General features: G+C 68.1%; 21 protein-coding genes. 6 read left to right on the top strand and 15 right to left on the bottom strand.

Translation table 11 applies throughout. From position 1 onward, the window contains the following. Positions 1–14: 14 nt before the first annotated feature. A complete protein-coding gene (locus D892_RS0120160) occupies positions 15–923 on the top strand; it encodes a LysR family transcriptional regulator (RefSeq protein WP_024802981.1) in 909 nt (302 codons plus the stop codon). A gap of 354 nt (positions 924–1,277) precedes the next feature. Here D892_RS0120160 and D892_RS0120155 read toward each other — a convergent pair whose 3' ends face one another. Beyond that, positions 1,278–1,811 carry a helix-turn-helix transcriptional regulator gene (locus D892_RS0120155; protein ID WP_198036946.1) on the bottom strand — a complete coding sequence of 178 codons (534 nt, stop codon included), beginning with the start codon at positions 1,809–1,811 and terminating at the stop codon, positions 1,278–1,280. An 18-nt stretch (positions 1,812–1,829) separates the two neighbouring features. Between D892_RS0120155 and D892_RS0120150 the strand changes: the two genes are divergently transcribed. Next, positions 1,830–2,009, top strand: a complete 180-nt coding sequence (locus tag D892_RS0120150; RefSeq protein ID WP_024802979.1) for a hypothetical protein — start codon at positions 1,830–1,832, stop codon at positions 2,007–2,009. A 31-nt stretch (positions 2,010–2,040) separates the two neighbouring features. Here the strand turns inward: D892_RS0120150 and D892_RS0120145 are convergent, their stop codons facing one another. Then, positions 2,041–2,739: an NAD(P)-dependent oxidoreductase gene (locus D892_RS0120145; protein ID WP_024802978.1), complete on the bottom strand. Its 699-nt coding sequence runs from the start codon at positions 2,737–2,739 to the stop codon at positions 2,041–2,043. A 53-nt stretch (positions 2,740–2,792) separates the two neighbouring features. Between D892_RS0120145 and D892_RS41610 the strand changes: the two genes are divergently transcribed. Next, entirely contained in the window at positions 2,793–3,143 is a 351-nt protein-coding gene (locus D892_RS41610) for a helix-turn-helix domain-containing protein (protein ID WP_036567278.1), read from the top strand. A gap of 203 nt (positions 3,144–3,346) precedes the next feature. Here D892_RS41610 and D892_RS0120135 read toward each other — a convergent pair whose 3' ends face one another. From D892_RS0120135 to D892_RS48650, 3 genes are all read right to left on the bottom strand, one after another. Next, positions 3,347–4,048 (bottom strand): hypothetical protein, encoded by a 702-nt coding sequence (locus D892_RS0120135; protein WP_024802977.1) that lies wholly within the window; start codon positions 4,046–4,048, stop codon positions 3,347–3,349. A 278-nt stretch (positions 4,049–4,326) separates the two neighbouring features. Continuing rightward, positions 4,327–4,860, bottom strand: a complete 534-nt coding sequence (locus D892_RS41605) for a DUF1684 domain-containing protein (protein ID WP_232236127.1) — start codon at positions 4,858–4,860, stop codon at positions 4,327–4,329. A gap of 426 nt (positions 4,861–5,286) precedes the next feature. Next, complete coding sequence (locus D892_RS48650) at positions 5,287–5,436, bottom strand: hypothetical protein (protein ID WP_232236126.1); 150 nt, start codon at positions 5,434–5,436, stop codon at positions 5,287–5,289. A 119-nt stretch (positions 5,437–5,555) separates the two neighbouring features. Here D892_RS48650 and D892_RS41600 point away from each other — a divergent pair, with 119 nt between their 5' ends. Beyond that, positions 5,556–5,999: a hypothetical protein gene (locus tag D892_RS41600; protein WP_051499116.1), complete on the top strand. Its 444-nt coding sequence runs from the start codon at positions 5,556–5,558 to the stop codon at positions 5,997–5,999. A 771-nt stretch (positions 6,000–6,770) separates the two neighbouring features. On the opposite strand, the gene D892_RS0120115 is transcribed toward D892_RS41600, so the two are convergent. The 5 genes from D892_RS0120115 to D892_RS0120090 form a co-directional block, all read right to left on the bottom strand. After that, positions 6,771–7,082: a non-heme iron oxygenase ferredoxin subunit gene (locus D892_RS0120115; RefSeq protein WP_036567275.1), complete on the bottom strand. Its 312-nt coding sequence runs from the start codon at positions 7,080–7,082 to the stop codon at positions 6,771–6,773. A 2-nt stretch (positions 7,083–7,084) separates the two neighbouring features. Further along, entirely contained in the window at positions 7,085–7,792 is a 708-nt protein-coding gene (locus tag D892_RS0120110) for an RNA polymerase sigma factor (RefSeq protein WP_198036945.1), read from the bottom strand. Between the two features lie 273 nt (positions 7,793–8,065). Next, the gene (locus D892_RS0120100) at positions 8,066–8,812 is read right to left on the bottom strand and encodes a response regulator transcription factor (RefSeq protein WP_198036944.1); all 747 of its coding nucleotides are present in this window, start codon (positions 8,810–8,812) and stop codon (positions 8,066–8,068) included. A gap of 192 nt (positions 8,813–9,004) precedes the next feature. Then, positions 9,005–10,162 carry an acyl-CoA dehydrogenase family protein gene (locus tag D892_RS0120095; RefSeq protein WP_024802972.1) on the bottom strand — a complete coding sequence of 386 codons (1,158 nt, stop codon included), beginning with the start codon at positions 10,160–10,162 and terminating at the stop codon, positions 9,005–9,007. Between the two features lie 10 nt (positions 10,163–10,172). After that, positions 10,173–18,257 (bottom strand): type I polyketide synthase, encoded by an 8,085-nt coding sequence (locus D892_RS0120090; protein WP_024802971.1) that lies wholly within the window; start codon positions 18,255–18,257, stop codon positions 10,173–10,175. 137 nt (positions 18,258–18,394) lie between these two features. Between D892_RS0120090 and D892_RS43820 the strand changes: the two genes are divergently transcribed. Then, positions 18,395–19,264, top strand: a complete 870-nt coding sequence (locus D892_RS43820; RefSeq protein ID WP_084161143.1) for a helix-turn-helix domain-containing protein — start codon at positions 18,395–18,397, stop codon at positions 19,262–19,264. 17 nt (positions 19,265–19,281) lie between these two features. Here D892_RS43820 and D892_RS0120080 read toward each other — a convergent pair whose 3' ends face one another. Next, positions 19,282–19,863, bottom strand: a complete 582-nt coding sequence (locus D892_RS0120080; protein WP_024802969.1) for a DUF2867 domain-containing protein — start codon at positions 19,861–19,863, stop codon at positions 19,282–19,284. A 28-nt stretch (positions 19,864–19,891) separates the two neighbouring features. After that, positions 19,892–21,304 carry a DHA2 family efflux MFS transporter permease subunit gene (locus tag D892_RS0120075; RefSeq protein ID WP_024802968.1) on the bottom strand — a complete coding sequence of 471 codons (1,413 nt, stop codon included), beginning with the start codon at positions 21,302–21,304 and terminating at the stop codon, positions 19,892–19,894. A gap of 107 nt (positions 21,305–21,411) precedes the next feature. On the opposite strand from D892_RS0120075, the gene D892_RS46845 reads away from it, so the two are divergent. Next, positions 21,412–22,167, top strand: a complete 756-nt coding sequence (locus D892_RS46845) for an AraC family transcriptional regulator (RefSeq protein ID WP_024802967.1) — start codon at positions 21,412–21,414, stop codon at positions 22,165–22,167. On the opposite strand, the gene D892_RS0120060 is transcribed toward D892_RS46845, so the two are convergent. From D892_RS0120060 to D892_RS0120050, 3 genes are read right to left on the bottom strand one after another with little or no spacing between them, the layout of a single operon-like run. Beyond that, positions 22,149–22,847, bottom strand: coding sequence for an SGNH/GDSL hydrolase family protein (locus D892_RS0120060; RefSeq protein WP_024802966.1), 699 nt, complete (start codon positions 22,845–22,847; stop codon positions 22,149–22,151). The two genes, D892_RS46845 and D892_RS0120060, sit on opposite strands and share 19 nt — an antisense overlap. Before the next feature lie 8 nt (positions 22,848–22,855). Next, positions 22,856–24,352 (bottom strand): cytochrome P450, encoded by a 1,497-nt coding sequence (locus tag D892_RS0120055; RefSeq protein ID WP_024802965.1) that lies wholly within the window; start codon positions 24,350–24,352, stop codon positions 22,856–22,858. A 32-nt stretch (positions 24,353–24,384) separates the two neighbouring features. Then, complete coding sequence (locus D892_RS0120050; RefSeq protein ID WP_232236357.1) at positions 24,385–25,743, bottom strand: MFS transporter; 1,359 nt, start codon at positions 25,741–25,743, stop codon at positions 24,385–24,387. Positions 25,744–25,917: the final 174 nt, after the last annotated feature.

Below are 25,917 nucleotides of genomic sequence, written 5' to 3'. Positions count from 1 at the left end.
CATAATTGAGCATCATGCAAAAGAACCTCGACATTGCTCCGTTACGGAGCTTCGTCGCCATCGCGGATTGCGGCGGCTTCCAGCGAGCGGCGACACATCTGCATTTGAGCCAAGGGGCGGTCAGCCAGCATGTGCGCCGACTGGAGGATGCGGTCGGCCGGCAGCTGGTGCAGCGCCACGGCCGCGGCTCGCAATTCACGACCGACGGCGACGAACTCCTCGCCGTGGCTCGGCGGATCCTCGACCTGCACGACCGAGCGCTGCGCAGCTTCGGCGCGGAGACCGCGGGCACCCTCACGATCGGGTCGACCGAGCACGCCGCCGCGCAGCTCTTGCCGGCCCTCGCGACCGCGCTCGAGGGTGCGGCCCCACGACGCTCGGTCCGGTTCCGGATCGACCGCGGCGCCGCCCTCCGTGACGGCCTCGCAAGCCGCCGGATCGACCTCGCATTACTGCTCAACAGCGACGATCCCAGCGCAATCCACGTCGGAGACCTCGAGCTGACCTGGTACTCCGCTCCCGGCTGGCAGCCACCGCCCCGGCCGGATCCCGTGCCGATCGTCGCCTTCGACAGTCCCTGCGCACTGCGCAGCCGCGCGCTGGAAACCCTGTCCGGGGCCGCTCTCCCAGCATCGATCCGCGCCGAGGCGCCGCAGCTGGGCGGCGTGCACGCGGCGGTCGCGACAGGCGTGGGAGTAGCACTGCTCGCCACGCTCGGGCAGACGCCGGAGGGGCTCGTTCCGCGCCCCGACCTCCCCGCCGCGCAGCCGCTGCAGCTGTCCGTGGGCGTTCGACCGGGTCTGCCGACGGCGACGGCGAAAATCGCGGCGGACGCACTGCGCCCGCTGCTCACCTCACCTGCGGCCGGCCGCTGGAGTGTGAAATCCGGCGCACCGGCCACCGATGAAATCACGATGATTTGAATAGGCCCTCTCCCCGTACGAGAATTCCGAGGTCCGATGAATTCGTTCGAATCATCGCGATTTTATTTCTTCATCGGGGAATCTTCGCTCGTGCGGTCCCCCGGGGTGATTTGTCGGTGAACGGTACCGGCGCCACCGAGTGCACGACATGATCGACCAGGTGCACCGTGAACAGCGCGCAACGGGCGTAGACGATCCGCCCCCTGGTGTCGCCACCACCGATATACGACCGTGCCCAACAGTGGCAGGGCTGCCACCGGCGGGCCGACTCAGGATCCCGACCACGACCGCACACGATAGGAGCCCCGCTGCTGAATTATGCTGCAGCACAGGCGAATTGGAGTATACAGGCGGTCACCGCGCCGGATGTTGCTGCGCCCGATACTCGCCCGGCGTCATTCCCGTCTCCTGCTTGAAGACACGATAGAAATGCCGATCCGAGGCGAAACCGCATGCCGCGGCGATCGATTCGAGCGACCGGACACCGTCCGCGCAGAGCCACTCCTGGGCGGTACCGATGCGCCGCCGCCGCACCATCGCGCCGACACCACCCTCGACATCCTCGAACAACCGATACAGGGTGCGCCGCGACACCGCACACGCCCGCGCGATCCGATCCGTGGTGAGATCCGGTTCGGTGTAATGACTCCGCACGAACGCCAGCACCTGCTGCCGGACCAGCGCCTGCGCCGACCGCTCGGTGAGCCGGGCCCCGCACGCCAGCACAACCGCCGAAGCCATCAAGTCGACCGCGTGCTCGCCCAGCACCGCCGCGGCCGCCGGATCGCTCTGCTGCACCTCCAGCAGATCCCGGAAGAACCGCTCGATCACACCGACCGCGCCGCTGGTGGGTATCCGGACATTGATCGGCAGCCGACCGATCGACACCCCGGTCCGCTCCACACCGTGATTCGTTCTCGCGCGGTAACATTCGCGCCCGGAAGTCCGCGGCCGTTCGGAGGATGCCATGCCTGGCGGCAGCTGGCCCCGGCCGGCCGCGTCACCGGGCACCGGCCCGGCGCGATCGACGCCGCCGACAACCTCTTCGTCACCGTCGCCCGGCCGTTCAGCGGCACCTGGTTCTGAGACACCTGACCGCACGCACGGCCGGGATCGGCTACGGGGCTGCGTAGACGGCTATTTGGCTGCGGTGGTGGGTGGGTGAGTCGATCTGGTCGACGATTGCGGTGGCGAGGTCGGTGTAGGACAGCGGCACGGCGGCGAGGGTGGAGTCGAGGATGTCTCCCGCGAGCCGGTAGCGGCCGGTCGGCGGGGCCTGCGGGGACAGCAGTGGTGGGGGCGTGACGACCAGCCAGTCGATCTGGTCGGATGCCTCGCGCCAGGCGGCGAGACCGCGCATCCGTGCCTCGGCGAACGGACGCAGGAATGCCGGGAACGCGTCGGCGTCGTCGTAGAGCCGGCCGTCACCGGATTTCAGTGTGGCGGCGAGACCGATCTCGACGACCCGCGCTCCCGATGTCCCGGCCGCTCGGACGAGGTTGCCGACGAGGTGTGCGTAGTAGGCGGTGTCGAAGTCGTCGAACGAGTCCGGCGGCGCCGTGAACGGCGTCACCGCGTTCACCAGGGCCGCGGTCTCGTCGGTCACGACAGCCGCGGCGGACGCCGGGTCGGTGAGATCGCCTGCGACGATGCGCAATCCGGCGTCCGTGTCGTCGGCCAGGTCCGGGTGGCCGCGTGGGTCGCGGACGACGCCGACCACGCGGCGCCCCCGTCGCAGGGCCTGACCCACGACCGTGCGCCCGGCCCGTCCGCCCGCACCGAAGACCACGATATGCCCGCGTTGCTGTCTCGACATACGTGAACGGTATCTTCGAGAAACTGGTTACTTCAACGAAACCGGAGCGGTGCATGGCCGAAGACCACTCGAGCGCGCGGATGGACCCGGCCTGCCCGATGGCCGAATTCCCGTTCCGGGTCGGCGGTAAGTGGACCGGCATGGTCGTCGTATCACTGCTGGACGGGCCGCTGCGATTCAGCCATCTACGACAGGCTCTCGGGACGGTGACCGCGAAGGTACTGACCCAGACCCTGCGCGACATGGAACGCGACGGACTCGTCACACGCATCGACCACGACACCAACCCGCCCCACGTCGAGTACGAACTGACCGACCTCGGCCGAAGCCTCCTGACCGTCATCGACACCATGCGCGAATGGAGCCGGCACCATCTCGCCGAACTCCTCGCCAACCGGCAATGAAACCCCTGACCCCTATTTCACAGGCTCTCTTGATATTCCACCGGTGCATCCGGGTTCAATCGGCCAAATTGGTGTGTCATCGAATTGAGTACCGCATCTCCCCTGCACACGCGCAATCTTTCCGTGTACAGGTGAGGACCCCGCCCGGACGGTCCGGACGGGGCCCCTGTCCCCCGGCGATCCCGCCGAGCTCTTCCCGCCCGCTACTTCGCCGGAGGCGCAGTGAACGGCTGGTTGATGGTGGTGAAGTACTGCGCCGCCGCCAGAATCGCCACCGGCGCGGTGACCAGCAACTGACCGGCCAGGGTGCCGAGCGCGCCCACCGCGATGATGCCGCCGAAGCAGCCGATCACCGCCGCCGGCAGGAATGCGCCGAACAGGCCCACGATGGCCGCGGCGGCCACCGTGGCACCGGCGATGCCGCCCAGCACGCAGCCGACCGCACCGCCGGCGATGCCGCCGACGAGGGTGCCGATGGTGGCGCCGGCGGCGATGGTGCTGGTCATCCGGGTCCAGGCGGCCACCTCGCGATCGTAGGGCGTCTTGAACGGCGCCTGATCCTCGAACGGCAGCGCCACCGGACGGTACGCCGCGTGCGCCAGATCGAACCGCGGAGTCAGCGTCGCGGTGCGGTCGTCCAGTTCCGCGGCGATCGGGAACACGAAATCGTCTACGCGGAACGACAATTCGGTGCCCGCGAGAACGGTCCCGTCGTTCGCCTTGATCTTGAAAACACCGTCCTCCACCGCCATCGAACCGGCATCCGTGGCGATGACAGTGGCCCGGTCGGTGGTGGTCGCCGTGTAGTTCACGACGCCCTTGTCGGCGGGCGCCGCACCGGCGGTGGCCGCCGGGACGCCCAATGCGGCGATCAGCAATGTCGATGCCGCAGCGATTTTCCTCATCTTGTTTCTTTCTTCTCGTTCGTTTTGCGGTAACGAGGATCGAATAATTATCCTAGAAAGAATGTTCCGCAGCCCCCGCAGTCGACAGGGTTTCGCCCAATATGATTCTTAAATATGTTTCGGGACGGTGCAGATCGACGAAGAACCCGCCGAGTGCACCAACCCCGACCGCCGCTCCATAAAGCCACGACCGGCCACACCCGCCCCTCGGCGATAGGTAAGAAAATCTTTATCAATCGTGCAGCCGGACCGGCCACGAGGACCGATCGAATGAATATCTACGAGCCGCCTGCGAAGGAGGACCTGTCCGCGGACCGGGGCGCCGCGGCCCTACGTAGGCGCGATTCACCCGCGCGGACCGGGAAGTCCAGCCGGTTTCCGGGCGGGGGCAACGGACACAGGAAGTGGTCGGAGACCGTGCACGGCGGCAGATAGGCTCGGTTGAAATCCACCTCGACCCGCCCCCGCGCGTCCGGGGCGGCGACGGTGAGAAACCGGAATCGTTGCGTCTCATGACCGTTGGTGGTGTCGGCGAAGGTGATCCGGAGACCTCCGTGCGGCGTCGTGGTGCCCTGGAGCACGGCGTCCCGGCCGTTGATCGGCACCCGGACGGTGCTCGCGGCGTTGTCGCTGACGAAGCCGTCGATGTGCTCGAGCCGCAGGGCCTCCGCGGCGGGTCCGGCCGTGCCCGCGATCACCCATGCCGGATCCGGGTCGAAGGTGTCGATGCCGAGCAGCCCGGTCCGGGTGGGCGCCTGGGGGTCGAACACCCGCAGCGCCACCTGTTCCGCGCGAACGAGAGCCTGCAGCAATAGATCCCCCGATGTGATGCCGGTCGCCGGGTGCGAGATCCACCCGGAATCCGGGGCCGGTGCCGACGGCCCGGCCCCCGGATTCGGTCCAGGTGCCGGGGAGCCCGTCGATCCGTACCGGCTCGCCGTCGAGCCGGTACGTGCCGGTGAGTGCGGCGGGGCCGTGGGTGCCGGTGGCGTGGGCGTCGCGTTCGTCGTGCCAGCGCTGCCAGTCGGCCTGCCAGGATGCGGTGGCCGTGGTCACGGGCGCACCCTCTCGATGCGGCCGGAGCGGGATCGGCGGCCGGGAACGGCGGCCAGCAGGCGCCGGGTGTAGTCGCTGGACGGATCGCGGAAAAGTTTTGCGGTGGAGCCGGTTTCGACCACCCTTCCCGCAGGTCCTCGGCGGCCTCGGGATCGTCGCCGACCCGGACCCGGGAGGTGAATTCACGGAACGCCCGCGCGACGACATCGGCTTCGGCGCGGGGCACCGAAACCGTCGGTCTGCGCCACCACGAACGAGCCGGCCGCGTCCGCGCGCACCCCGAGCAGATCCTGTGCCTCCCGCAGCGAGGCCTCGTCCAGCAGCTCGAGCATCGCCGGGCGCACCCGGGCGGCCAGGACCGCCGCGGCGGCAGCGGCGGCCTGCTCGACATCGCCCGCCTGTCGGAGCTGGCCGGCGGGCAGCAGCTGATCACCGACGCCGCGGGTTCCTGGTGTGGATCGCCGACTGGTCCCGCAACATCGCCATCGCCCGGCAGCACGGGCACACCGTCGAGGCGACCTCCTACCTCGACAGCGCGCTGTCGGGCATCATCGACGTCACCCTCTCGGCGCAGAACGCGGCCGTCGCGGCCGAATCGCTCGGCTACGGCATCACCTTCGTCGGCGCGCTGCGCAACAACATCGACGCGGTCATCGACCTGCTCCGGCTGCCGGAATGGACCTTCCCCGTCTACGGCCTGGCCATCGGCGTCCCCGACCCCGCCGACCCCGCCGACATCAAGCCCCGCTACAGCCAGAACGTGGTGGTGCACCGCAACACCTACACCCCGCCCACCGACGACGACACCCGCGACTACCTCGACCGCATCAACACCTACTACCGAGACCAGGAACTCCCGGCCGACTGGGCGAAAAACCGCCTGGCAGGCCGCTAGCAGAAAACTGCGATGGCGGGTCGGGGTACGGCCGTCGTCAGCGCGCACCAGCGAGATCGGTGATCGGTGTCGGCGGCGCGTCGGCGACTGGATGCACGCGCGTGCTCCTGGCCCGTTGCGAAGTCGGCCGCCGACTCCTCGACTTGTTGCCGATCACCACTTGTTGCCGATCACCGCAGTCACGGCGTCGTTGCCGTATCCAGCACGTCGTTGTGCCATTACTGCGGCCGACCGAACGGCCCGACATTCGCATCATCGAGATCACCACCCTGTGCGCCGCCTTGTTTCGCGGATACCGACCTTGCTCACATCGGACACGTCTCCACTCTGCGGCGTCCGGCATGGCAGCGCAGCGACCCGCCGTGCCACGCTGATGACCAGTTGGGCCGATCAGACACGGCTGGTCAGTGTCGTGACACAAGTGGTCGTTCGAGCAGTGGGAGGCGTTGGTCCGAGTTCCCCGGCGTCGGCACCACCGAGGTCGTAGGCATTCTGCGCCTTCAGCAGCTGCGTCGTCATCAAGTTCCCGCAGTGGTCCCGGAATTCGGCCGTGTAGCAGGCCGCCACCCCGGTCGCGCCCGGATCTGCCGTGACGTGGTCTGCAGAAGGACTTCGGCGTTCCTCGCTCCCGAGTGGCCGAAGACGGCGCAATGGAACGTGCTCCCGTGCCAAGCCGCATCGACTGTGCCGAGTCCATAGGGTAGGCCCCAAATCTCCCGGGCGGCAATGGTTCCCATGAAGCCTCGTCCCAGTTCGTGCACGGCGTGGGTGTCAGTCCACGAAGATCGCGCCGTCGACCACTCGGATCGATCTGGTCCCGATGGGGGCTTCCGCCGGGTCGTTCAGGACCTCGCCGGTGCGCAAGCAGAAGCGGCTGAGATGCCAAGGGCACACCACGGTTTCGTCTTCCAGGTAGCCGTCGACCAGCTGCGCGTCCTCATGGGTACACACACCGTCCACCGCGAAGATCCGGCCGCCGACATTGGCCAGCAGCACAGGCCGGCCGCCGACGGCCACCTCGAGAAGAGTACCCGGCGCCAGTTCGTCCACCCTGGCGACGGCTTCGGTAGATGATTCGGCCATGGTCACGCCACCCAACTCTCGGCCTCGACCGGCAGCAGCCCACGCAGTCTCGTCAGGGCCCGCCCACGCAACGGGCCGATGGAACCGCGCGGCAGCCCGAGCTGACCGCTGATGGCGTCGTAGTTCGGTGCGCCGTCGGACATCAACAAACCGAGCAGCTTCTGGTCCCGTTCCGGAAGCTGACGGAACGCGCCCCGGACCTGCTCACCGGCGACGAGCCGAAAGACCTGGAGCACGGTCGCCTCGGCCCACTCGTCGGCCGGCTCGAGCGCCGCGTCGTCGCCGACCGGCACATGCCGGGCACTTCGCTCGATATGCTTGAGGCATTCCCGCCGGGCCGTGGTGCCGAGCCAGGCCGTCAAGCGCTCGGGCGAGTGCAGATCACCCAGGTGCGCAACAACATTAGCCCAGGTCGACTGATACACGTCCTCGCAGTCGTAATTGGCCAACCGAAACGAGCGAGTGATCGCCCACACCAGCGGTGAGTACTCCTCGATCAGTGATCGCCAGGCCGACGGACTACCGCGCAAGCAGTCCGCGACCAACTGCTTGGTGCGCTCAGCGTCATCGATCGCCTGTGGGGCACGCGGCGGGCGACTCGAAGAACCGGCTGGGGGGATACGAGAGATACCGGCAGCGACCATGGCACGACCTTTGCTGTCCGCGAATGTGTTACCGAGCTTCAGGCTATTGCTCGAGATACGCGCCACGTAATCTCACAAAAGGAGTACTACCCATGTATCGAAAGGTGCAGTGAACGAGTCCGTCGCTTCGGGTATCGTCAATCGGAATGATTTACCGGGACGAACGGCACGCGGCCGATATCCACTCGGATAGTATCATCCCGATCATCCCGGACGCAGCGAAACGACCCATGGTCGGCTGGGACACGCACCAGCCGACCGTGTGGAAACGAGAAATTCATCTACCTTTGACAAAACGGAATCCGCCGTCGGCCGGTTTGGCCGGCCGGTGGCAGCGGATCAACGAGGCTTGATCAATTTTGCTGCGATGGCCCTGTTCGCGGCGTCCAACCGGGAAACCGCGTCCAATTTCTCGAAGATATTGCGAAGATGCCGTTTGACGGTCCCTTCCGAAATACCCAGCCGCGATGCGATCTGACGGTTGCTGAGTGCATCGGCCACATGTCCGATAACTTCGACCTCACGATCGGTCAGAGCATAGCCCGACTGCATCGCCGCTGAATTGAATTCCTGAGCCGACATGACGATGACGGTGCTGTTCGCCCCGCGAATCGCCGACAGCAACGATTCCCGACTGGCACTCTTGTGCAGGTAGCCGGATATCCCGGCGTCGGCGAGTTCCCGGATGAGCCCGATATCCTGATGCATGGACACGATCAGGATGCGTGAGCGCGGGCTCATTTCCCGCAGGCGCCGCACGGTGACGGTCACATCCTCGCCGGGTATCTCGACGTCGAGCACGACTACATCCGGCTGGGCCGATCCCGCTTTCTCGACACCGGCCCGCCCGTCGGCCACATCCGCGACGACCTCGATGTCGCCTTCCATCCGCAACATGTCGCAGAGCGCGACCCGGAGCATGGTGTGATCGTCGATGACGACCACAGAAATATGGGCATTAGAAATATGGGCATTGGAAGCCGGCCGCACTCCACCGAGCGGGAGCGTCCTTACCGCTATCGGGGATGTTCCGGAGCCACGAAATTCCACGACTGCCGCACGGTCGGCCTTCATATGCTCCATCATCTCGCCCACCCGAATCGATGACAGGGTCTCGATACTTCATCTCGAACAGAACGGACCAACATATCCCCCCATTCCTTCCCCGGCACGCCCGAGCGCACGCCGCGATAATAACACATGTAGGTAGATCTCTCGGTACGGACTGTGGACTGAGAGGCTGAGAAGTTTCTGCCACAACTGTCGCAGGTCTGCTGACTACGACCGCCGAGGCACCGGTATCACATAGCGGCTGAATACCAGTTCACGCAGCACATCGTCGCCGCCCTCGACAATCGATACATATCGAATGTCGCGGACGAGTTTTCCGATGGGCATCTCATTGGTGTAACCGAGTCCTCCGAACATTTCGGAACCGACGCCGGCGATGTCCCAACCTGCCTGGCCGCAGAACATTTTCGCGGTCAGCGCCGATTTCACTGTACCGTGCTTCACGAAAACGGCTGCCGCGTCCGGATCGCCCATGATCCGGTCGTAGTCGTGGGCGGCTCGCAGGCAATGACTTTTCATGACATCGATCTGCATCTCCATCTGACCGAGCCGCTGGGCGAATACCGGGCTGTCCAGCAACACGCCGTCGCGGAACGGTTTCTTCTTCGCGTAGTCCATACAGTGGTCACGAATCCGCCTGGCTACGCCGATCGCCGTGGTAGCGATCAGGATTCGGCTGGCGTTCAGCCCGATCTCGAGCAACCGCAGCCCGGAGCCTGCCAGCTGGTAACCCGCGGGCACCCGGCAGTGGTCCAAGCTCACCTGATAGGTGTGGGACGCGCGCAATCCGACGACATCCCAGCGCTTGACAATCCGGACACCGGGGGTGTCGCGCGGTACCAGCACCGCGAGATACGACTCCGGATCGTCGGCGGCCCGGGCGATCACGATCAGGAAGTCCGCGAAACCGCTGTTGGTGGAGAAGAATTTCTCGCCGGTGATCACGAGTTCGCCGTCCGCGCGCTGGACCGTGGTTTCGATCTTGCCGAGCTCACTTCCGGCGGCGCGCTCGCTGCCGAGTGTGGCACAGAACGAACCGCGGGCAGCCATGGGCGCGAGGTATCGCGCCTTCAGCTCCTCGGATCCGTACAACTGCACGATGCTGGTGCCCAGGATGGAGATGAACAACGTGAAGGCCACGCCCGCGTCGCCGTAGGAAAGCTCGTTGACGATCTCGACGCTGTCCTCCAGCCCCAGCCCGCGACCACCCAATTCTTCGGGCAACCACCAGTTCGCGAGTCCGGTATCGACGAAGCGCTCGTACAGCCGCAACGGCTCGTCGGTCAGGGCATCGAGTTGCGCCCGATCGCCCGCCAGCTCCTCCTTGACGAACCGGCGCAAGATCTTCAGGTCTTCTGCTTTCATATTCTTCCGATCACTCCACGAACGCTCGCTCGATGAGCCCCGCGACGTCCATGTCGTCGAGCTCGTCCGCCACTTCGTCCACCGTCGGGTCCACGTCGTCCTCCCCGTCGGGAGTTTCCGCGCCGAAGATCAACTCCCACAGCCGTTCCGCCAGCGCCGCCGGAGTCGGGTAGTTGAAGATCACCGTTGCCGGAATCTGTACTCCGGTGTCCTGTTTCACCTGGTTGCGGAACTCCACGCCGCTGAGCGAATCGAAACCGATTTCCTGGAACGACAGATCGGCGTCGATATCGTCGGTCGACGGATAGTCGAGCACCGAGGCCGCGGTGTCGAGCAGCAGCTCGAGCAGCTGATTCACCTGCTCTTCGCGTGGCAGATCCGCCAACCGCAGCAGCAGCGGCGGTGTGGTCGGCTCCTCGACCCGCCGGCTGTCCGGGCGCGGCATCGCGACCAGGTCGCGGAAGAGGGCGGGCATCGAATCCCGCTGCCGCAGTGCGGCTTCATCGATTGCCGCCGGTACGAGCAGCGCCGCGTCGAGCGCCACGGCGGCATCGAACAGCGCGAGGCCCCGTGCGCTTGTCAGCGGCCCGAATCCGGTGCGCCGCAGGCGCGCCAGCTCCGCCTGGCCGAGCGCGCCCGCCATGCCGAGCTCCCAGGGCCCCCATGCCAGCGACATCGCGGGCAGGGCAGCCGCACGGCGCTGGGCGGCCACCGCGTCCAGGAAGGCGTTGGCCGCGGCGTAGTTTGCCTGACCCGCAGTGCCGACGACGCCCGCGATCGACGAGAACAGCACGAACGCGTCGAGTTCGAGGCCCTCGGTCAGCTCATGCAGATGCCACGCCGCGTCGACCTTCGGGCGAAGCACACGGTCGAGCTGCGGCGGCGTCAGCGACTCCGCCGCACCGTCTTCGAGTACGCCCGCGGCATGAATCACCGCGCTGAGCGGTCGGTCCGGTGGAATCGCGGCCAGCTGTCCGGCCAGCGCGACCGGATCGGCGACATCGCACGCCGCCTGCGTGACCTCGGCACCGAGTGCGGCAAGCTCCCCGGCAAGTTCGGAGGCACCGGGGGCCGCGGAACCTCGCCTGCTGAGCAGCAGGAGGTTACGAACGCCGTATTCGGTCACCACATGCCTGGCCAGCAGGGCGCCGAGCGCACCGGACGCACCGGTCAGCAGCACGGTGCCCGCGGTATTCCACACCGGACGTTTCGGTTTCGTGCTCGGCGCGGCGACGAGGCGCGGGACGTAGACGACGCCGCGCCGGATGGCCAGCTGCGGCTCCGACAGATCCACCGTCGCCAGCGCACGCGATGAAGCCTCGTCGTCATCGGTGTCGATCAGCACGAAGTGATCGGGATGTTCCGCCTGGACCGAACGCACCAGCCCCCAGGCGGGCGCGGCCGCGGGATTCGGTGTCTCCGCCGCGGTAACCGCTACCGCGCCGCGAGTTACCACGGCCAACCGCGTGCGGTCGAATCGCTCGTCCCGCAACCACTTCCGCACCTGGTGCAGTGATTCGTGCGCCGTCTTGCTGGCCGCCACGGAGACAGCCGTATCGTCATCCGGTGACACATGCACGAACTCACGCTCGAGCCCGCCGGAACTCTGCCGGTCCGCCGGCAGCGGCTGCCACTCCAGCGCGAGCAAGGCTCCGGTGGGCTCCCCGGACAGCCGGTCGGCATCGGCGGGCATCATCGCGAGCGACTCGACCGAGAGCACGAGCGTCTCTTTCGGATCCGTAATCCGCAGCGACACTTCCCGTTCGGACTTGCGGACGATCCGCACGCGCAGTTCCGTGCCGCCGACCGCGCGCGCGGCGATACCGGCCCAGGAGTAGGGCAGCAGCACCCGGCCGGGATCGGCGTCGCCGCCGAGCAGCGCGAGCATGGGATGCAGCGCCGCATCGAACAGCGCCGGGTGCACCGCGAATCCCGCTCTGGCGTGGGGTACTTCGTCCGGAAGCCGAACCTCGCCGAACATCTCCTCGTCCGAGCGCCACATGGCACGCAACCCCCGGAACGCATGGCCGTAGTGGTAACCCCGGTCGGTCAGCTCCCTGTAGAAATCGACCGGCTCGATCGGTGTCGCGCCCGGCGGAGGCCACGCCTCGGCGGTCGCGGAAACCTCGGCAATCGGAGCGACGGACAGCTGCCCCGTCGCATGCTTCGTCCACGACCGCTCCCCCGCCGGGCGCGAGTAGACACCGATTCCGCGTCGGCCGCCCTCCGGCGCATCGACGATGAGCTGCACCTGGACGGTGTCGTCGGGGCGGAGCAGCGGCGCCTGCAGGGTCAGCTCTTCGACGCCCCGGCAGTCGGCGAATTCCATTGCCTGCAGCGCCAGTTCGACGATTGCCGCGCCGGGAAACACGGTGCTGCCGAAGATGGCGTGGTCGGCCAGCCAGGAGTCCTCGGGCCCGATCCGACCGCTCAACACCAACCGATCGTCGGCCGCGAGATCCGCGGCGACCGCGAGGAAGGGGTGCGTGAGCCCGGTGAGTCCGTCCGCGCCGGCATCGCCCCGCGACGGGCCAGGCGACGCCCAGTACCGCTGGCGATCGAAGGCGTAGGTGGGCAACTCGACGTGCCGGCCGTGGGCACCGATCGCGGCCAGATATGCCTGCCAGTCGACCGGCACACCCGAGACGTGCAGTCGCGCCAGGGCATCGGCGGCGGAACGCGATTCGGACCGGTCTCGCCGGACCAGCGGCACCGCTGTCACCCGCGGCGAGGTCGCACCCAGAATCTCTTCCGCCATCGCGGCGAGAACTCCATCGGGCCCGACCTCCACGAAGATCTCGGCTCCCGCCGTCGTCGCGGCGCGCACACCGTCACCGAATCGCACTGCTTCGCGCACGTGCCGCACCCAGTACTCCGGCTGTTCCAGCGCACCGTCCGCGGCGAGTTCCCCGGTGACGTTGGAGACGATCGGGATACGGGGCGCCGAGTACGACACCGTGCTCGCCACATGCCGGAACTCCTCCAGCATCGGCTCCATCAACGGCGAGTGGAACGCGTGCGACACCCGCAACCGCCGGATCTTGTGTCCCACGGCCGACAGCTCCGACGCGATCTCCGTCACGACATCGTCCGCTCCGGAAAGCACCGTGGCATCCGGCCCGTTCACCGCCGCGACCGCGACAGCGTCCTGATGATCTCCCAGTGCCGCACGGACTTCCGACTCGCCGGCCTGCACGGCCACCATGGCGCCGCCGTCGGGCAGCGCCTGCATCAACTGCGCACGGGCCGCGACCAGACGCGCCGCATCGGGCAGCGAGAAGACGCCTGCCACGTGGGCGGCCGCCAGTTCGCCGATCGAATGCCCCACCAGCACGGCGGGCGCCACCGCGAACGAGGCGAGCAGCCGGAACGCGGCCACCTCGAATGCGAAGAGCGCGGGCTGCGTCATCCCCGTCCGGTCGAGCAGGGCGGCGGAGTCGGACCCGGGCTCGGCCGAGACCGCATCATCGATCGAATGGTCCAGCAGCGGCGCGAATTCCGCACACACCGCTCGCCACGCCTCGGCGAACACCGGGAACGCGCGGATCAGCTCCCGGCTCATGCCGAGTCGCTGGCTGCCCTGCCCGGAGAACAGCATGCCGACATTCGGCACCCCCGAGGCGACACCGGTGACGACGCCCGCCGCCCGGTCACCATGCGCCAGCGCCGCCAGCCCGGACAGCAACTCTTCGCGTTCGGTGCCGAGCACCACCGCGCGGTGCTCGAAGTCCGACCGCTCGGTGACCAGTGACCACGCCACGTCGGCCACCGGCCGGTCGGCGACCGCCGCCGACAGTCGCCGTGCCTGACCCGGCAACGATCGCGCACTGCGCGCCGAAACCGTCCACGCCACGACACCGTCGGGTTCGCCGGAACCCTCCACGAGGGGCAAGGCGGAATCATCCTGCTCGAGGATGACGTGCGCATTGGTGCCGCTGATCCCGAACGATGAGACCGCGGCTCTGCGCGGCCGCGCGACCTCCGGCCAATCTTGTTGTGCTGTCAGCAATTCGACCGAGCCAGAGGACCAATCGACGTGCCGCGACGGCTCGTCGGCGTGCAACGTCTTCGGCAGCACGCCGTGCCGCATCGCCATCACCATCTTGATCACGCCCGCCGCGCCCGCCGCGGCCTGCGTGTGCCCGATATTCGACTTCACCGAGCCCAGCCACAGCGGCTGTTCCCGGTCCTGTCCGTAGGTCGCCAGCAGTGCCTGCGCCTCGATCGGATCGCCCAGCGTGGTACCGGTACCGTGCGCTTCGACCGCATCGATGTCCTTCGTGTCCAGTCCGGCGCCGGCCAGTGCCCGGCGGATCACCCGCTCCTGTGCGGGTCCGTTCGGCGCGGTCAGCCCGTTGCTCGCGCCGTCCTGGTTGACCGCCGAGCCGCGCAGCACGGCGAGCACCCGGTGTCCGTTGCGCCGCGCATCCGACAAGCGTTCCAGCACAAGCATTCCCACGCCCTCGGACCAGCCGGTGCCGTCGGCCGCATCCGAGAATGCCTTGCAGCGCCCGTCGACGGCGAGTCCGTTCTGTCTCGCGAATTCGACGAAGATGCCCGGCGTGGACAACACCGTCACGCCGCCGGTCAGCGCCAGCGAGCAGTCGCCCGACCGCAGCGACTGGGCCGCCAGGTGCATCGCCACCAGCGACGACGAGCAGGCCGTATCGACGCTGACCGCGGGGCCCTCCAGACCGAGCGCGTAGGCCACCCGGCCGGATACCACACTGGACACACTGCCGGTCAACGCGTGGCCACCGAGATCGTCGGGCACGTCGGACAGCCGCGGCAGGTAGTCCTGATTCATCACGCCCAGATAGATGCCCGTCCGGCTGCCACGCAGCGCGGCGGGAACCTGACCGGCCCGCTCGAGGGCTTCCCAGGCGACCTCGAGAACCAGCCGCTGCTGCGGATCCATCGTCAGCGCCTCGCGCGGGCTGATGCGGAAGAATCCGGCATCGAACTCCGCTGCGCCGGAAAGAAATCCACCCACCGGCGCATATTTCTCGCCCGAGTCCTCCGGCCAGCCGCGATCCTCCGGAAACGGCGTGATCGCGTCGACGCCGTCGGCGACGAGTTGCCACAGATCCTCCGGTGACGCTATGCCGCCGGGCAGCCGACAGCTCATGCCGATGATCGCGATCGGATCGTCGGCCGCCACGTCCGGGATTTCGTCGGGTCGGCGGGCCGCATCGCTCCCCGACAGCTGCGCACGCATGTGCCGAACCAGTTGGGTCGGTGTCGGGTAGTCGAACAGCACCGAGGTCGGCATCCGCAGCTCGGACTCGGCGTTGAGCCGGTTGCGCAGTTCCACGGCGGTCACCGAATCGAAACCGAGTTCCTTGAAGCTGATATCGGATTCGATCAGCGCCGGGTCGGCGTGCCCGAGCACCACGGCCGCGTGGGATCGGACCAGGGCGGACAGATCCTGCTCGGGGAATCCGGTGGCGACGGGTTCCACCGGCTGCGCCGAGTCCGCCTCCCGCGGTACGGGCCGCGCGGAACGTTCCCCCGTCACCCAGTAGGGCTGCCGCTGGAAAGCATAGGTGGGCAACTCGATGCGCCGGGCGCCCGGGAACAGCGGTCGCCAGTCCACCGCCACGCCCTTGCTGTACAACTCGGCCATGGCCAGCAGCACGCGGCGCGGCTCGTCCTCCTGCCTGCGTAACGTGCCGCAGACCACGGCGGTGCCGACCGTGTCCTCGATAGCCATCGTCAGTACCGGATGCGGACTGACCTCCACGAACACCCTGCTCCCCGCTTCGGCCAGTACCGCAACGGTTTCCGCGAGCCGGACCGGCTCGCGAAGATTCCGGTACCAGTACTCCGCATCCAGCTCGCCGGCATCGACCCGGCCGCCCGTGACGGTGGAGTAGAAGGCGATGCCGGTGTCGGTGGTCTCGATATCGGCGGCCGCCCGCAGCACCTCGTCCCGGATCGACTCGACGTGCGTGGAGTGCGACGCGTAGTCGACCGGGATGATCCTGGCACGAACGCCCCGTGCGCCACACTCGGCGACGACCGCGTGCACCGCGTCCACGTCGCCGGAGACGACCACCGAGTTCGGGCCGTTGACCGCCGCGACCGAGACACGTTCCCGATCCACCTCGTCGACGGGCAGCGCGAGCGAGGCCATCGCACCGCCGCCGGCGAGCCCGGTCGCGATGGCCCGGCTACGCGCGACCACCAGCCGCATGCCGTCGGCCAGGGAGAGGACGCCCGCCGCACACGCGGCCGCGATCTCGCCCTGTGAGTGACCGACCACGGCGGTGGGCACCACGCCCGCCGCCCGCCACACCTCGGCCAGCGAGACCATCACAGCGAACAGCGCGGGCTGAACCACGTCCACCCGCGTCAGCGCGGCCTCGTCGGCGAGCACCTCACGCAGCGACCAGTCGACGAGACCGTCCAGCAACCGCGCACATTCGGCCATCCGAGTGGCGAAAACCTCCGAACTCGCCCACAGCCCGTGCGCCATGCCGGTCCACTGCGAGCCCTGGCCCGGAAACACCCACACCACACCGGATTCCGCGGCCGCGGTACCGGTGACCACGGTCGCCGACGGCACACCGGACGCCACATCCGCGAGACCGTCCAGCAATTCACCGCGATCGGCGGCGACGACCACACCGCGGTACTTCAGCGCCGACCGCGTGGTCACGGTGGAGTAACCGATATCCGCCAGCCGCAATTCCGGATCGGCGGCCACCCGGTCGCGCAGCCGAGCGGCTTGCGCACGCAGCGCTGTCGGGTGCCTCGCGGACACCACCACCGGAACCGGCCCGGCGCTCTCGGCCTCCGGCGACGACTCCGAGGCAGCCGGCGGGGCGGCGACGACGACGTGGCAGTTCGCACCGCCCACGCCGAACGAGCTCACCCCGGCCAGGCGCGCGCCGTCACCCGGCCACGAGGTCGTTTCGGCGTTCACCCGAAGATGCCACTCTCGCAACGGGATCGACGGATGCGGCGTCCGGAAATTGCGGCTGGCGGGCAGCAGGCCCTGCCGCATCGACAGTGCGACCTTGATCAGCCCGACTACTCCTGCCGCGGCGTCGAGGTGCCCTATGTTCGTTTTCACCGAACCGACGAGCAACGGGTCCTGCTCGGTGCGATCCGCTGCCAATGCCGCCGCGAGCGCACCGGCCTCGACCGGGTCGCCCGCTTTGGTCCCGGTGCCGTGCAATTCGACGTACTGCGAATCCGCGGGCGAGACACGAGCATCGGCGTAGGCCGCGCGCAACAACGCCTGCTGCGCCGCGCGGTCCGGGACGGTGAGACCCGCGCCGTCGCCGTCGTGGTTCGTGGCGCCACCGAGCAGTACACAGTAGATCGGATCACCGGCGGCGATCGCATCCGACAATCGCTCGAGCACAACGACACCGGCGCCCTCGCCGCGGACGAAGCCGTCGGCCCGGGCATCGAAGGTGTAACAGCGGCCGTCCGGGGACAGCGCCCCCGCGCGGGCCAGCGCCAGGGTGCTCTCGGGTACCAGGTTCAGATGCACACCGCCCGCCAACGCCACAGAGGCGGCGCCCGAGCGCACGCTCTCGCAGGCCAGATGCACCGCGACGAGCGAAGACGACTGCGCGGTGTCGACCGTCATGCTCGGCCCGTGCAGACCGAGCTGGTGCGAGACCCGGTTGGCGATCACGCCTCGACTCAGACCGGCCAGCGAATGATGCGAGATGGCGTCGGGGCCGTACCCCGACACGAGTGCGGCGTAGTCGTCGCCGGTAGCACCGAGAAAGACCCCGGCGGCGGCGCCCCGCAGGCTTTCCGGTCCGATTCGGGCGTCCTCGAGTGCCGTCCAGCTCAATTCGAGCGCAAGGCGCTGACGTGGGTCCATCGCCGCGGCCTCGCGCGGCGAGATGCCGAAGAATCCGGCGTCGAAATCGGCGACCCGCTCCAGATAGCCACCCCGGCCGAGCCGGGTCAGCTCGGGTATCTCCGGCCACCGATCCGCGGGTGCATCCGTGATCGCCTCCTCGCCGCCGCGCAGTAGCTTCCAGAAGTCCTGGATGTTGTCGGCCCCCGGTACCCGGCAGGCCATTCCGACGACCGCGATCGCACGTTCATTCGGCTCATTCCCGTTCATCAGCTCCAGACCTCCCAGACATCTCCGCCTACAAAGAAAAGGCTCTGTAGGCAAGATCTGCCGGGCACACGACCAGATACGGTGACACCGCATCGGCCGGGTGTGGCAGCCGTTACCGAGAACACGCGCATACAGGCATGATCGACCGGCCGATAGGCCGGGTATTGAACGCAACGGCAACGCCGGAGCGTTCGGCGCCCGCGAGAGCAGCCGTTACGGGCGGGTTTCGCCGACGAGCGCCCCGATCTAGGTCGTGCGACTATGGAACCATGATCGAGCAGCCGCGATCATGGCGCCTCGAGCGCAGCGGCAACGTTGTTTTCGCTTCTGTATGTGCCGAGTTCGCCACGTACGGTGAGGAATACCGGGCAGCGCAACCGCCCCCGACCAGCGGCCAACGCCGCAATCCAGCGTGGCAACTGGTGCTCACCTGGGACGCTCCGATGGTCGCCACCGACGGCGAGGGCAGGGTCAGCACCGGTTTCGGCATGCTGGTCCCACCCGGCCTCCCGCAGACGATTCAGCAGCCGTCCGGATACAGCTCGCTGTGGATCGACCCGTACTGTCTCGCGATACCCGGACGGCCGGCGATCCATTCGCTCGACCGTGTCCAGGCGAGTCGGGTACTGACCAGCATCGCCGGCGACCTCGACCCCGAGCGGATCCGCCGCAGCCTGAACCGGGTCTTCGGCGACACCCCGCAGGTGGATTCGCGGCTGCTGCGCGTGTTGAGCCTGCTCGACACCAACACCGACATCGAGGAACTGGCCGACCAGATCGGCCTGTCGCCGCGGCGACTGCGGCAACTATCAGCGCAGGCCATCGGCGGACCGCTGCGGAATCTGCGGCGCTGGCACCGGCTGCGCGAAGCCGGGCTGCAGTTGCCCTTCCGACCCACCGCCGAGGTCGCCGCCAGCGCGGGCTTCGCCGACCAGGCTCACCTGATCCGCACCATGGTCGCGTTGTGCGGACGCACCCCCGGCTCGTCCCTGTCGCTCGTTGTGTGAGCATCGGCCGGGCCCGATCAGCCCGCGGCCTGCAATTCCCAGGTGCGCCCGATCATTCGCAGCAGGGCGGGGTAGACGACCAGATAACGGATCGGCTTGATCGCTGCCATATACCCACGCCCGAACCAGCCGTTCGGCTTCACCAGGACGGCCATCTGACCGTGATATCCGCCGCCCTCGTCCGCGACCCAGCTCATGTGCATGAGCGCGTGCACGGTGCGGTTCGCCATCTCGGCCACCCACTCGTCGTCGGTCTGATACACCGAGGTGAACGGCACCGACGAGAAAACGGGTCCCCGCGGCCCGGCCAACAGATCCGCCGGCAACCGGTCGCGCAACGACGGCACCCGCGCGACGATACCGGCGTCCGGCCGGTCCCAGCCGAACAGCTTCCCGAGCCGCCAGCGGATCTCGAAAAGGGCCGTGTAGGCACGTGAGTCGTTGGTGTTGGAGCCGGACGTCATCTGGCGCACCAGCCGCGGGAAGTCGTCCGGGCCGCCGGGGGTGGGTAGCGCCCACACGTCCTCGAGCAGGAAGTCGTGGGCGATCTCGTGGATCCGCCACGGTCGCGACGTATGCGCGGTGTTCGGGAGCTTCATCTCGGGCCTCCATCCGTCATCGAACTCGTCACACGATCCGCGAAACCTTGGCCACCGCAACATCTTCGGGTACGGGCATCGGACGCCGCGCCGGAACCGCCAGCCCGGCCGCCACCCCGGCCAGCGCGACCAGTGCCGCCACGGTCATCGCCGCGCCGAATCCGTCGGTGAACTCCTGCGCCGTCGCATAACCGCCACCGGCGGCGGAGAAGATCGCCACGGCGAGCGCAATGCCGAAGGCGCCGCCGAGCTGCCGCATGGTGCTGCTGGTCCCCGACGCCGGGCCGAAGGCCGCGTCCGGGACCGCTCCGAACACCGCGTTGGTGGATGCGGGAACGGTCATCGAGGTGCCGATGCCCGCGATGATGAACGGCAGGACCATCTCGCCGTAGGACATGGCCGGATCCGCGATCACGGCGAACCAGCCCGCGGCGATCGACTGGAACAGCAGCCCGCCGGCCACCAGCGGCCGCTCACCGAATCGGCCCATCAGCATCCCGGTGACCGGCGCGAACAGCAACACGGTCACCGTCCATGGCGCCAGCCGGAGACCAGCGCCCAGCGGGCCGTAGTGCAGCACGGTCTGCAGCAGCTGGGCGAAGAAGAACAGGCCCGCGAAGGACGAGGCGAACAGCAGGAAGATCGCGGAGTTGCCTGCCGAGAACCCCCGCGCCTTGAAGAAGTGGATCGGCACCAGCGGGGCGGAGTTCCGCAACTCCCACCAGACGAACCCGATCGCACTCAGTACGGCGAGGACGAAGGCACCGATGATTTCCGGGTTGGTCCAGCCGACTTCGTTGCCGCGCACCAGCGCCCACACCAACCCGAACGCGGCGACCGTGGCCAGCAGAACACCGCCGTAGTCGAAGCGCTGCTTGGCGCCGACGCTCTCATCGATCTTGGTGAGGACCAGCGGAACGAGCACCAGCCCGATCGGCACGTTCAGCCAGAAGATCCACGGCCAGGTGGCGCCGTCGACGATGACGCCACCGACGATCGGCCCACCGAGTGTCGCCAGACCGGTCACCGACCAGAACAGGCCGAGCGCCTTCGGGCGCTCCTTCGCGTTGAACGCGACGCCCAGCAGCGCCTGCCCGACCGGCGCCGCCGCCGCGGCGCCGACGCCCTGCAGCACGCGGGCCGCGACCAGCCAGCCGATGGTCGGCGCCAGTGCGCACGCCACCGACGCCGCGACGAAGATGACGATGCCGATCGCCAGCATCCGCCTGCGGCCGAATCGGTCGCCGAGCGCCGCGCCGGCCATCAGCAGCACCGCGAAGCTCAGCGTGTAGGCATTGACCGTCCACTCCAGCTGCTCGACGGTCGCGCCGAGATCGAGCCTGATTGATTGCAGCGCCGTGGTCACGACCAATGCGTCCAGCATGATCATGAAGGTGGTCATCGAGGACAGCGCCAGCACCCATCGCTGAGCTACAGTCATATCGGGTAGACCTTTCTTGCCTGCGGATCCCTACCGGCGACCGAGCGGCCCTCCACAGCGGAGAGCAGAAGATCGGCGGTGATCGCGGTGAAAGCGAACATGAACAAATGATCGAGCAGCCTCGGGCCTGGCGTCTTGAACAAAACGGCAACGTCGCGTTCGCCGCGGTGTGCGCCGATATCGCCTGCTACGCCGAGGATGCCGGACCGAGTTCGACCCGGCATCGCAGCCCGGCTTGGCAATTGGTTCTCTCCTGGGCGGGTCCGGTGGTGGCCACCGATGAGCAGGGCTCGGTCACCACGGGACCGGGGGTGCTGGTCCCGCCCCGCATCTTCCGTACCATCCAGCGGCCGGGCGGCTACACCTCGTTGTGGATCGACCCGCATTGCCTCGACATTCCTGGACCGCCGCGAATCCACGCACTCGACCGGGACCAAGTCCGCCGCCTCCTGGCCGGCGCGAAGCGCGATCCGGATCCCGATCCCGAACGGATACGCGCGACGGCACACCGGATACTCGGCGAAACCCCATCGATGGATCCCCGGCTGGAACGCGCGCTCGAGGCTCTCGACGAGGTCGACAGCATCGATGAACTGGCCGATCTCGCCGGCCTGTCACCGCGTCGGCTGCGCCAGCTGTCCACGGAGGCCATCGGCGGCTCGCTGGTGATGCTGCGGCGCTGGCACCGACTGCGCGAGGCCGGCCTGCAGCTACCGTTCCACACGGCCGCCGAGGTGGCGACCCGGACCGGGTTCGCCGATCAGGCGCACCTGATCCGCACGTCCGTCGCCCTGTGCGGCCGGACGCCCGGATCGACGCCCGCCGCGCCGCCGCCGCAGGCGGGTCAGAACGGTGGTAGCTGAGCCGCGGCGAACTCGCCCCAGCGGCGGTAGCCGAGGGCCGATGGGTGGAAGCGGTCGCTCGCGAAGAAGTCCGCGGTCACCGTGCCCGGACCGACCCAGCGCGAATCGAGCAACGTCGCGTTCCGGTCGGCGCACACGCGCGCGGACACCTCGTCGAAGGCCTGTGCGCGCTCACCGAGATAGCGTGCCAATGTCTTCGGGAGCACCGGGAATTCGGCGAACGGCGGTAGTCCGCTGACCGCCACGTGCGCGGCGCGCTCGGTCAGGTCGTCGACGATGGCCGCGAGATCCTCGCCCCACTGTTTCGGGCTGCGGCCCCCCAGGACGTCGTTCACGCCCGCGAGGAGGACGGCGAGGTCCAGGCGGGCGTCGAGTCGTGGCAGCAACCGGTAGCGGATTCGGCGGGATGTCGCTCCCAGGCGGCCGACCGCCGTCCAATGAACTGACCGACCGGTTTGTTCGACGAGTGTGCGCGCCAGGCATCCTGCGAACCCGTCGGCATGCGTATCCACACCGTGCCCGGCCGCCGTCGAGTCGCCCACGACGCAGAGCCGCAGCGGCTCGACAGCCTCGTCCCCCACCACTCCGGTGGTCGGGCCTGCGGCCGGCGGCGCCGGGTCGAGTGTGGCGCGCACCCGGCGCCCTTGCACGGCGACGAGCGGCATGCGCAGGAAGTTCACGGGATCGCTCAGCTACTCGAACCGACCGGCATCTTCCGCTTCGGCCGCAACATCAACCGCGCGGCCTGATCCGGGATGATGACGACCGTGCGGCTGCGCGGCCGCGCCGACTTCGTATCGGCCGCCGACAGCTCATAGGTCGACAGGACCGCCCGCAGCACCGCCTTCATCTCGGTGATCGCGATGCGGTCACCGAGGCAGCGGGTATGCCCGCCGCCGAACGGAATCCAGGTGTGCGCACCGGGTTTGACGTTCACGAAGCGCTCGGGACGGAACTCGTCCGGCTCGGGGTAGCGGACCGGATCACGATTGAGCAGATAACCACTGGCCCACAACAGCGTTCCCGGCTCGTAGCGCACCCCGCCGATCTCGATCGGTTTCACCACCTCGCGCGGGACGATCTGCGGCGTCGGCGGGCGCAGCCGCAGCACCTCGTGCACGACGGCGGTCAGGAACGTGTCGTCGGAACCCTCTTCGATCTCGGCGACGAGCCGTGCCAAGTCGGCAGGTGAGCGGCTGAGGTGCTCGAGCGCCCAGCACACCGCCGCCGCGGTCGTCTCGGTGCCCGCGAGGAAGACGGTCATCATCTCGTCCCGGAATTCCTTCGCGCTCAGCGGCGAGCCGTCGTCGTGGGTGATACCGAGCAGCACGGAAAGCATGTCGTCGCCCAGGTCGCCCCGGTTCATGCGTTCCTCGACCGCTTCGGCGATCAGTGCCTCGGCGCGCTCGCGATCCTTCAGGAACTTGTCGAGGCCGAGCGGGCGGATCGCCCGCAGGATCCGCAGTGTGCGGGGCGACAACCTGTGAATCATGATCACCGATGCGGTGCGCTGATTGTAGTTCAGGCATTCCAGCAGCACCTTCGACATTTCGTTCCACCGCGACGGGACGACCCGACCGAAGATCACCTCACGGATCACCTCCATCGTGAACCGATGCACGTACGGATGCAGCGCGGCGGGTTTGTTCCGCGGCCAGGTCGCTACGTGGTCCTCGGCCATGGTGCGCACCGACTCTCCGATGCGCTCGAGCGCGTCGCCCTTGAAACTCCGCATGAGCAGCTTGCGGCGGGCCTTGTGCTCGTCCTCATCGAGCCAGGCCAGTCCACTCTGGCCGGTGAACTTCTCGATCGGCTGATTGCTGCGGCCGGTGTGCAGCACGTCGCGCGGGGCGAGGAATATCGCCTTGATGTCCTCGGGATCGGAAAGCAGGAAGACCGGCGGTCCCGGGCGGAACTTCACCCTGACCCGGCTGCCGTACAGCCTGCGACACCGTGTCACGAACAGTCCCGGGCGCTGGAAGAGCAGAAGCAACTGCAGTGTCATGGGCATCCGCGATACCGGCAGCGACGTTGCGGGTACCGCCGTGCTCGGCGCCGGCTGTTCGGTTGCGGCGCTGGAGTTTCGCGGCGAGCCACCATGATCGACCGGGCATCCGTTGTCCGGTGCGGCGGCGTCGACCGGGCACTTGTCGGTCTTGCCGGTGGTTGTCTCGGAAGAATCCATCTTCGATGTCCTTTTCTGAAGGGTCCGCAATCTCATGCGGCTTGTTGTGTTGCTGCCGGCGATCGCACCGCGGCCGTGTTCCCACGGGGCACGCGCACGATCGCGCACAACGCGAATCCGCTGGCCAGCCCGAAAGCCGCCATGATCAGAAACGCGGAGCGATAGGCGTCGACGCCCGGATCACCGTCGAGCACCGCCGTCACCATCGCGACCCCGAGCGCGATCCCGACCTGACGGCACATCGACGTCATGGCCGCGCCGGTGGCGAAACGCTCGGGTGGCAGGGACAGGGTCGCCGCCGCCGACAGGCACGGCAGAATCAGGCCGAATCCTGTTCCGCCGATGAAAGATCCGGGTAGGAATGCGGCGTAGTCCGGGGTTGCGCCCGGCACGACGGCCCACCAGACGCCGCCCGCCGCGAACAGCACACCGCCCACCAACCCGACCATCCGCACGCCGTGCCGGGCCGCGAGCACACCGCTCGGCACGGCGACCGCCATGGCCATCACCGGCCCCGGGAGGACCTCCAGCGCGGACCGCAGGACCGAGTGATGCCACACCTTGGTCAGGAACAGGGTCGAGCCGATCAGGAGCGCACCGACACCGCCGAAGAACAGCAGTGTCGCGAGATTGCCGAACGCGACGGCCGGAATGCGCAGAATGGCCGGCTCGATGACCGGCGCGGGATGGCGCACCGCACGTCGCGCGGTGAAGGCGACGCCCAGAACACCGAGGAGGATCAATCCGAGAATCCGCGGGCTGCCCCAGCCCCAGACATGGCCCTGCACGATCGCGGCGACCACTGCGGCGACAGTCGCGGCGAACACGACGATACCGAGCACATCCGTGGCGGCACGGGCCTTTTCGCGGAATTCGGGCAGGAGTCGCCACCCGGCCGCCACCGCCACGATGCCGGTGGGGATGTTGACGAAGAAGACCCATCGCCAATCGGCCTGAACGAGTAATCCGCCGAGTGGCAGCGCCACCCCGGCGCCCGCGCCGCCGATCGCCGTCCACAGTCCGATCGCCGCGCCCCGCCGACTTGGTGGAAACAGGCCGAGCAACAGGCCGAGCGAGCTGGGCGTCAGCAAGGCCCCGCCGACGCCCTGCAATGCCCTGGCCCCGATGAGCATGCCGAGCGAGGACGCCACGGCACAGCCCGCCGAGGCGACGGTGAATACGGCGACACCCGACAGGAACGCGCGCTTGCGTCCGAACCGATCGGCCCATCGGCCGGCGGGCATCAGCAGCGCGGCGAAGGTGATCGCGTAGGCGCTCAGCACCCAGGACAGCTCACTCAGTCGCGCGGACGAGAAGGACCGCTCGAAGCCGGGAAAGGCGATGTTCACGATGAGGACGTCCAGCGCCGCGACGAATACGCCGACGAGCACGATCGTCAAGGCGGCAATGCGACGAATTCCGGTGGGGTTCACGGCCGTATCCACCTCTCGACCGCCTCGGCCGTCGCCGTGACCGCCGTATCGATCAGGGCGAAATGATCGGCGGCGATCTCGACCTGATCGTCGTGGACGCCCCACACCGGCCAGTCCGGTGGCGATTCACCG

Origin of the sequence: Nocardia sp. BMG51109 (genome assembly GCF_000526215.1) — a bacterium.
Classification (GTDB): Bacteria; Actinomycetota; Actinomycetes; order Mycobacteriales; family Mycobacteriaceae; genus Nocardia.
This window is presented reverse-complemented; position numbering and strand designations above follow the sequence as displayed.

Excerpts from the sequence above, each read along its gene's own strand:
- D892_RS0120160 (WP_024802981.1), top strand. The coding sequence starts at position 15 with ATGCAAAAGAACCTCGACATTGCTCCGTTACGGAGCTTCGTCGCCATC.
- D892_RS0120145 (WP_024802978.1), bottom strand. The coding sequence starts at position 2,739 with ATGTCGAGACAGCAACGCGGGCATATCGTGGTCTTCGGTGCGGGCGGA.
- D892_RS41610 (WP_036567278.1), top strand. The coding sequence starts at position 2,793 with ATGGCCGAAGACCACTCGAGCGCGCGGATGGACCCGGCCTGCCCGATG.
- D892_RS0120135 (WP_024802977.1), bottom strand. The coding sequence starts at position 4,048 with ATGAGGAAAATCGCTGCGGCATCGACATTGCTGATCGCCGCATTGGGC.
- D892_RS48650 (WP_232236126.1), bottom strand. The coding sequence starts at position 5,436 with ATGCTCGAGCTGCTGGACGAGGCCTCGCTGCGGGAGGCACAGGATCTG.
- D892_RS0120115 (WP_036567275.1), bottom strand. The coding sequence starts at position 7,082 with ATGGCCGAATCATCTACCGAAGCCGTCGCCAGGGTGGACGAACTGGCG.
- D892_RS0120100 (WP_198036944.1), bottom strand. The coding sequence starts at position 8,812 with ATGATGGAGCATATGAAGGCCGACCGTGCGGCAGTCGTGGAATTTCGT.
- D892_RS0120095 (WP_024802972.1), bottom strand. The coding sequence starts at position 10,162 with ATGAAAGCAGAAGACCTGAAGATCTTGCGCCGGTTCGTCAAGGAGGAG.
- D892_RS0120090 (WP_024802971.1), bottom strand. The coding sequence starts at position 18,257 with ATGAACGGGAATGAGCCGAATGAACGTGCGATCGCGGTCGTCGGAATG.
- D892_RS43820 (WP_084161143.1), top strand. The coding sequence starts at position 18,395 with ATGATCGACCGGCCGATAGGCCGGGTATTGAACGCAACGGCAACGCCG.
- D892_RS0120080 (WP_024802969.1), bottom strand. The coding sequence starts at position 19,863 with ATGAAGCTCCCGAACACCGCGCATACGTCGCGACCGTGGCGGATCCAC.
- D892_RS0120075 (WP_024802968.1), bottom strand. The coding sequence starts at position 21,304 with ATGACTGTAGCTCAGCGATGGGTGCTGGCGCTGTCCTCGATGACCACC.
- D892_RS46845 (WP_024802967.1), top strand. The coding sequence starts at position 21,412 with ATGATCGAGCAGCCTCGGGCCTGGCGTCTTGAACAAAACGGCAACGTC.
- D892_RS0120055 (WP_024802965.1), bottom strand. The coding sequence starts at position 24,352 with ATGGATTCTTCCGAGACAACCACCGGCAAGACCGACAAGTGCCCGGTC.